Genomic DNA, 6,872 nt, shown 5'->3' with positions numbered 1-6,872 from the left:
ACCAACACTGCCCTCAACCCTGTTCGATAAAAAAGAACGCTCAATCACCCATTCGATAAACCATACTGCGGAAAAAACAACAGGTGTTTTTCCGCATGATGACCCTGCGCCAGATCCGCCACTTCATCGCCGTCGCCGAAACCGGCTCGATCTCCGCCGCCGCGCAGGCGGTGTTCATCTCCCAGTCGACCCTCACCCAGGCGATCCAGCAACTGGAAGACGAGATCGGCGTGACCCTGTTCACCCGCCACGCCAAAGGCATGAGCCTGACCCACCAGGGCCACCAGTTCCTGCGCCAGGCGCACCTGATCCTGGCCACCGTGGAAAACGCCAAGCGCAGCCTGCAGCAGAGCACCGACCAGGTCGATGGCCTGCTCACCATCGGCGTCACCAGCCTGGTCGCCGGCTATTACCTGGCCGACCTGATCACCCGCTTCCAGCACGCCTATCCCAACGTCCAAACCCGCGTGGTGGAGGACGAGCGTCCCTACATCGAGCATCTGCTGGTGGCCGGCGAGATCGATGTCGGTGTGCTGATCCTGTCCAATCTCGAAGATCGCCACGCCCTGCAGACCGAAGTGCTCACCCACTCGCCGCACCGCCTGTGGCTGCCGCCGCGCCATCCGCTGCTCGAGCGCGACAGCATCAGCCTGGCCGATGTCGCGGGCGAGCCGCTGATCCAGCTCAACGCCGATGAAATGGGCCTGCACACCCAGCGCATCTGGAGCCGTGCCGGGCTTACGCCCAAAGTCACCTTGCGCACCGCGTCGGTGGAAGCGGTGCGCAGCCTGGTGGCGGCGGGGCTTGGGCTGTCGATCCAGGCCGACATGACCTACCGCCCGTGGTCGCTGGAAGGCGACATCATCGAAGCCCGCCCGCTGGCCGACCTCAACGAGACCCTCGACGTCGGCCTGGCCTGGCGTCGGGGTACGGCGCGCACGCCGCTGGTGGACCCGTTCCTGACATTGGCCAGGGGGCAGGGCAGCCAGCGCAAGGTATCGCTTTAATCGAACGAGACTTTCTATATTTAGAATTTGTGAAGCTGCCTGTCGGGCCCTAGTCTCGTTTCTAGTGGACGCGCCCGACCCCCAGCGGAGGCGCCATGCACGACGACACGAAAAAAAGAAGAAGTCCGAAAATGCCCACCAGTCTTCCGCTGTACAGCGCACAGTTGATCGATGGCCACCTGGTTGCCGGGGAAGGGCTGGTCGAGCCCATCGTCAACCCGGCGACCGGCGAGTTGCTGCTGAATGTCGGCGAAGCGTCCCTCGAACAGCTTGAGCGCGCGGTACAGGCGGCCCAGCGCGCCTTTGCCGGCTGGTCGCGCACGACCCCTGCACAACGCGCTGCCACCTTGCTCGCCATCGCCGACGCCATCGACGCCAATGCTGACCTGCTTGCCCGTCTCGAGGCGCTGAACTGCGGCAAGCCCCTGCACCTGGCGCGCCAGGACGACATTCCCGCCACTGCCGATGTGTTCCGTTTCTTTGCCGGGGCCGTGCGCTGTCAGCAGGGTCAGCTCACTGGCGAGTACGTCGCTGGGCACACCAGTATGGTGCGCCGCGACCCGGTGGGTGTGGTGGCGTCGATCGCGCCGTGGAACTACCCACTGATGATGGCGGCGTGGAAGATCGCCCCGGCCCTGGCCGCAGGCAACACCCTGGTGTTCAAGCCGTCCGAACACACGCCGCTGTCGATCCTGGCCCTGGCGCCGTTGCTGGTCGACATCCTGCCGCCTGGCGTACTGAACATCGTCTGCGGTGGTGGCGAGGCGGTCGGCAGCCATCTGGTCGGCCACCCCAAGGTGCGCATGGTGTCGCTGACCGGCGATATCGTCACCGGCCAGAAAATCCTCCAGGCCGCTTCTCGCACGCTCAAGCGCACCCATCTGGAGCTCGGCGGCAAGGCGCCGGTGATCGTCTGCGACGATGCCGACCTGGAGGCCGTGGTGCAGGGCATTCGCACCCATGGTTACTACAACGCCGGGCAAGACTGCACCGCTGCCTGCCGCATCTACGCCCAGGCCGGCATCCACGACCGGCTGGTGGCCGCGCTGGGCGACGCGGTGGGCAATATCCGCTTCGCCCGCAAGAAAGACGCCGACAACGAGATCGGCCCGCTGATCAGCGCCCGCCAGCGCGACCGCGTGGCCAGCTTCGTCGAGCGCGCCCTGGGCCAGCCGCACATCGAGCGGGTGACCGGTGCCGCGGTGCATTCGGGCCCTGGCTTCTACTACCAGCCGACGCTGCTGGCCGGCTGCCGCCAGCAGGACGAGATCGTCCAGCGCGAAGTGTTCGGGCCGGTGGTCACCGTGACCCGCTTCGAACACCTGTCCCAGGCGCTGGACTGGGCCAACGACTCCGAATACGGCCTGGCCTCCTCGGTGTGGACGCAGAACCTCGACAAGGCCTTCCAGATCGCCAACCGCCTGCAATACGGCTGCACCTGGATCAACACCCATTTCATGCTGGCCAGCGAGATGCCCCATGGTGGGCTCAAGCGCTCCGGCTACGGCAAGGACCTGTCCAGCGACTCGCTGCAGGACTACAGCGTGGTGCGCCACATCATGGCGCGTCACGGCGAGCTGCTCGACTGACACAAGAATCCGCTGGCGCCGCCAGGGACGTTGTTCGCTTGATACTGCCCCAACAATAGAAAGAACAATTTGGGAGATGAACGATGTACAAGACAGCGTTGCTCAGCGGGCTCGCCACCGCGCTCCTGGCCAGTGGCAGCCTCCAGGCCGCCGAAGCCCTGAAGGAAGTCGGCAAGGGCGAGGGCCAGCTCGATATCGTCGCCTGGCCGGGTTATATCGAACGTGGCGAGTCGGACAAGGCCTATGACTGGGTCAGCAAGTTCGAGCAGGACACGGGCTGCAAGGTCAACGTCAAGACCGCTGCCACCTCCGACGAGATGGTCAGCCTGATGGCCAAGGGTGGCTACGACCTGGTCACCGCTTCGGGCGATGCCTCGCTGCGGTTGATCTATGGCAAGCGTGTACAGCCGATCGACCCGAAACTGATCCCCAACTGGAAGAACCTGGACCCGCGCCTGCACGACGCACCCTGGTACACCGTCGATGGCAAGACCTACGGCACGCCCTACCAGTGGGGCCCGAACCTGCTGATGTACAACACCAAGGTGTTCCCCGCCGCACCGGATAGCTGGAAAGCCGTATTCGAGGCCGAGAACCTGCCCGATGGCAAGCCGAACAAGGGCCGTGTGCAGGCCTACGACGGCCCGATCTACATTGCCGACGCCGCGCTCTACCTCAAGGCGACCCAGCCGGCGCTGGGCATCAGCGACCCGTACCAACTCGATGAAAAGCAGTACGCCGCCGTGCTCGACCTGCTGCGCAAGCAGCACGCCTTGATCCACCGTTACTGGCACGACACCACGGTGCAGATGAGCGACTTCAAGAACGAAGGTGTCGCCGCTTCCAGTGCCTGGCCTTACCAGGCCAACGCGCTCAAGGCCGAGGGCCAGCCGATCGCCACGGTATTCCCGAAGGAGGGCGTCACCGGGTGGGCCGACACCACCATGCTGCATGTCGAGGCCAAGCATCCCAACTGCGCCTACAAGTGGATGGACTGGTCGCTGCAGGACAAGGTGCAGGGTGACGTGGCGGCCTGGTTCGGTTCGTTGCCAGCGGTGCCGCAGGGCTGCAAGGCCAGCGAATTGCTGGGCGCCGAGGGCTGCAAGACCAACGGCTTCGACCAGTTCGACAAGATCGCCTTCTGGAAGACCCCGCAGGCCGAGGGTGGCAAGTTCGTGCCCTATAGCCGCTGGACCCAGGACTACATCGCGATCATGGGCGGGCGCTAGGCCTGGTTGTTGTGAGAGCCGGCATGTGGAAGCGGGCTTTGTGGGAGCGGGCTTGTCGGGGCGCCGAACCGCCGCGAACACCGGCAAAGCCGGTGCCATTCACCGCGGTGTTCTTTTCGCGGGCAAGCCCGCTCCCACAGAGGCCACTCCCACAGAAGCCGCTCCCACAAAGGCCACCTCCACAAAGGCCACTCCCGAAGGTCCGCCCCCGATAACTTCCAGTCCCGGAGCCTCCACCATGCCCCCAGCCGTCCAGTTCACCCAGGTCTCCCGTCAGTTCGGCGAGGTGAAGGCCGTCGACCAGGTGTCGATCGACATCCAGGACGGCGAATTCTTTTCCATGCTCGGCCCCTCGGGCTCGGGCAAGACCACCTGCCTGCGCCTGATCGCAGGTTTCGAGCAGCCCAGCGCAGGCTCCATCCGCATCCATGGCCTCGAAGCCGCCGGCCTGCCGCCCTACCAGCGTGACGTCAACACAGTGTTCCAGGACTACGCGCTGTTCCCGCACATGAACGTGCTGGACAACGTCGCCTATGGCCTGAAGGTCAAGGGCGTGGCCCGCACCGAGCGCTTGCAGCGTGCCGAGCAGGCGCTGGAGATGGTCGCCCTCGGCGGTTATGGCACGCGCAAGCCAGTACAGCTTTCCGGCGGGCAGCGCCAGCGTGTGGCCCTGGCCCGCGCGCTGGTCAACCGCCCGCGGGTGCTGCTGCTCGACGAGCCGCTGGGGGCGCTCGACCTCAAGCTGCGCGAGCAGATGCAGGGTGAACTCAAGCGCCTGCAACGCCAACTGGGCATTACCTTCATCTTCGTCACCCACGACCAGAGCGAAGCGCTGTCGATGTCCGACCGCGTCGCGGTATTCAACAAAGGGCGCATCGAACAGGTCGACACCCCACGCAACCTGTACATGAAACCGGCCACCGCCTTTGTCGCCGAATTCGTCGGCACCTCCAACGTGTTGCGTGGCGAACTCGGCAGCCAACTGGTCGGTGATGCCCGGCCGTTCTCCATTCGCCCCGAGCACATTCGCTTCGCCTTGGGCGAACGGGGAGCCAGCGACGTCGAGGTCAGCGGCCTGCTGCACGATATCCAGTACCAGGGCGCCGCAACGCGCTATGAGATCCGCCTGGACAATGGCCAGCACCTGAGCCTGAGCCAGGCCAACAGCCAGTGGGGTGACGGCCCGGCCAGCCACCAGCCGGGCCAGCGCGTCACCGCCCGCTGGGCGCGCGAGGCCATGGTGGCGCTGAGCGAGGGCGTGTGAGATGAGCCTGACCCTCGATGCCACGGCGCCGGTAGTCCGCCACGGCGCCCTGCGCGGGCTGTCCAACCTGCTGTACCGCAAGCCGACGCTGTACCTGTCGCTGCTGCTGGTGCCGCCGCTGCTGTGGTTCGGCGCGATCTACCTGGGCTCGTTGCTGACGTTGTTGTGGCAGGGCTTCTACACCTTCGACGACTTCACCATGACGGTGACGCCGAGCCTGACCTGGGCCAACTTCGCCGCGCTGTTCACCCCGGCCAACTTCGACATCATCCAGCGCACCGTGCTGATGGCCGTGGCGGTTTCCATCGCCAGTGCTGCGCTGGCGTTTCCCATCGCCTACTACATGGCGCGCTACACCAGCGGCAAGACCAAGGCGTTCTTCTACATCGCGGTGATGCTGCCGATGTGGGCCAGCTACATCGTCAAGGCCTATGCCTGGACTTTGCTGCTGGCCAAGGGCGGGGTGGCCATGTGGTTCGTCCAGCACCTGGGCCTGGAGCCGTTGCTGAATCTGCTGCTGGGCGTGCCCGGTGTGGGCGGCAACACCTTGTCGACCTCGAACCTGGGGCGCTTCCTGGTGTTCGTCTACATCTGGCTGCCGTTCATGATCCTGCCGATCCAGGCCTCGCTGGAGCGCCTGCCGCCGTCGCTGCTGCAGGCCTCGGCCGACCTCGGGGCGCAACCGCGCCAGACCTTCATGCAGGTGATCCTGCCGCTGTCGGTGCCGGGCATCGCCGCGGGCTCGATCTTCACCTTCAGCCTCACCCTCGGCGACTTCATCGTGCCGTCGCTGGTCGGGCCGCCGGGCTACTTCATCGGCGGCATGGTCTACGCCCAGCAGGGCGCCATCGGCAACATGCCCATGGCTGCGGCCTTCACCCTGGTGCCGATCGTGCTGATCGCCGTCTACCTGTCCATCGTCAAACGCCTGGGGGCCTTCGATGCACTCTGAAAAAGCGTCCTGGGGGCTGAAGCTTGCGGCCTGGGGAGGGCTGGTGTTCCTGCACTTCCCGATCCTGATCATCTTCCTGTACGCCTTCAACACCGAAGAGGCTGCGTTCAGCTTTCCACCGCAGGGCTTCACCCTGCATTGGTTCAGTGTGGCCTTCGCACGCCAGGACGTGCTCGATGCCGTGACCCTGTCGGTGAAGATCGCCGCCCTGGCCACGCTGATCGCCATGGTGCTGGGCACGCTGGCGGCGGCTGCGTTGTACCGGCGTGATTTCTTCGGCAAGGAAAGCATCTCGCTGATGCTGATCCTGCCGATCGCCTTGCCCGGCATCATCACCGGCATTGCGTTGCTGTCGGCATTCAAGACGTTGGGCATCGAGCCCGGCTTCATGACCATCGTCGTCGGGCACGCGACCTTTTGCGTGGTGATCGTCTACAACAACGTCATCGCCCGCTTCAGGCGCACCTCGTACAGCCTGATCGAAGCCTCGATGGACCTGGGCGCCGACGGCTGGCAGACCTTCCGCTACGTGATCCTGCCCAACCTCGGCTCGGCGCTGCTGGCTGGCGGCATGCTGGCGTTCGCCCTGTCGTTCGACGAAATCATCGTCACCACTTTCACCGCCGGTCATGAACGCACCTTGCCGATCTGGCTGCTCAACCAGCTCGGTCGCCCGCGCGATGTGCCGGTGACCAATGTGGTGGCGATGCTGGTCATGCTGGTGACCATGCTGCCGATCCTGGGCGCCTACTACCTGACCAAAGGTGGCGAAGGCGTTGCCGGCAGCGGCAAGTGAACACGCGAACAAGAACCTGAGAAAAGGAGCGCTTC

6 protein-coding genes are annotated in these 6,872 nt (G+C 65.0%); all 6 read left to right on the top strand.

Going from position 1 to position 6,872, the window contains the following annotated elements; all coding sequences use genetic code 11:
* The first annotated feature begins 95 nt into the window (after positions 1-95).
* The 6 genes from APH44_RS26460 (at position 96) to APH44_RS26435 (ending at position 6,837) form a co-directional block, all read left to right on the top strand.
* Positions 96-1,007 (top strand): LysR family transcriptional regulator, encoded by a 912-nt coding sequence (locus tag APH44_RS26460; RefSeq protein ID WP_054895270.1) that lies wholly within the window; start codon positions 96-98, stop codon positions 1,005-1,007.
* A gap of 131 nt (positions 1,008-1,138) precedes the next feature.
* Entirely contained in the window at positions 1,139-2,596 is a 1,458-nt protein-coding gene (locus APH44_RS26455; protein WP_234465102.1) for a gamma-aminobutyraldehyde dehydrogenase, read from the top strand.
* An 83-nt stretch (positions 2,597-2,679) separates the two neighbouring features.
* Positions 2,680-3,825, top strand: a complete 1,146-nt coding sequence (gene ydcS / locus APH44_RS26450) for a putative ABC transporter substrate-binding protein YdcS (protein ID WP_054895268.1) — start codon at positions 2,680-2,682, stop codon at positions 3,823-3,825.
* A gap of 238 nt (positions 3,826-4,063) precedes the next feature.
* The gene (locus APH44_RS26445; protein WP_054895267.1) at positions 4,064-5,089 is read left to right on the top strand and encodes an ABC transporter ATP-binding protein; all 1,026 of its coding nucleotides are present in this window, start codon (positions 4,064-4,066) and stop codon (positions 5,087-5,089) included.
* Position 5,090: 1 nt separating this feature from the next.
* A complete protein-coding gene (locus APH44_RS26440; RefSeq protein WP_054895266.1) occupies positions 5,091-6,041 on the top strand; it encodes an ABC transporter permease in 951 nt (316 codons plus the stop codon).
* Positions 6,031-6,837: an ABC transporter permease gene (locus APH44_RS26435; protein ID WP_054895265.1), complete on the top strand. Its 807-nt coding sequence runs from the start codon at positions 6,031-6,033 to the stop codon at positions 6,835-6,837. The genes APH44_RS26440 and APH44_RS26435 overlap by 11 nt, the downstream gene beginning before the upstream one ends.
* Positions 6,838-6,872 lie beyond the last annotated feature (35 nt).

Origin of the sequence: Pseudomonas sp. NBRC 111143, assembly GCF_001320965.1 — a bacterium.
In the GTDB taxonomy this organism is placed as follows: domain Bacteria; phylum Pseudomonadota; class Gammaproteobacteria; order Pseudomonadales; family Pseudomonadaceae; genus Aquipseudomonas; species Aquipseudomonas machongensis.
The sequence above is the reverse complement of the archived record's forward strand: the minus strand, read 5'-3'. Positions and strand labels throughout refer to the sequence as shown.

Coding starts and splice junctions, on each gene's coding strand:
- APH44_RS26445 (WP_054895267.1), top strand. CDS start 4,064: ATGCCCCCAGCCGTCCAGTTCACCCAGGTCTCCCGTCAGTTCGGCGAG.
- ydcS (WP_054895268.1), top strand. CDS start 2,680: ATGTACAAGACAGCGTTGCTCAGCGGGCTCGCCACCGCGCTCCTGGCC.
- APH44_RS26455 (WP_234465102.1), top strand. CDS start 1,139: ATGCCCACCAGTCTTCCGCTGTACAGCGCACAGTTGATCGATGGCCAC.
- APH44_RS26435 (WP_054895265.1), top strand. CDS start 6,031: ATGCACTCTGAAAAAGCGTCCTGGGGGCTGAAGCTTGCGGCCTGGGGA.
- APH44_RS26440 (WP_054895266.1), top strand. CDS start 5,091: ATGAGCCTGACCCTCGATGCCACGGCGCCGGTAGTCCGCCACGGCGCC.
- APH44_RS26460 (WP_054895270.1), top strand. CDS start 96: ATGATGACCCTGCGCCAGATCCGCCACTTCATCGCCGTCGCCGAAACC.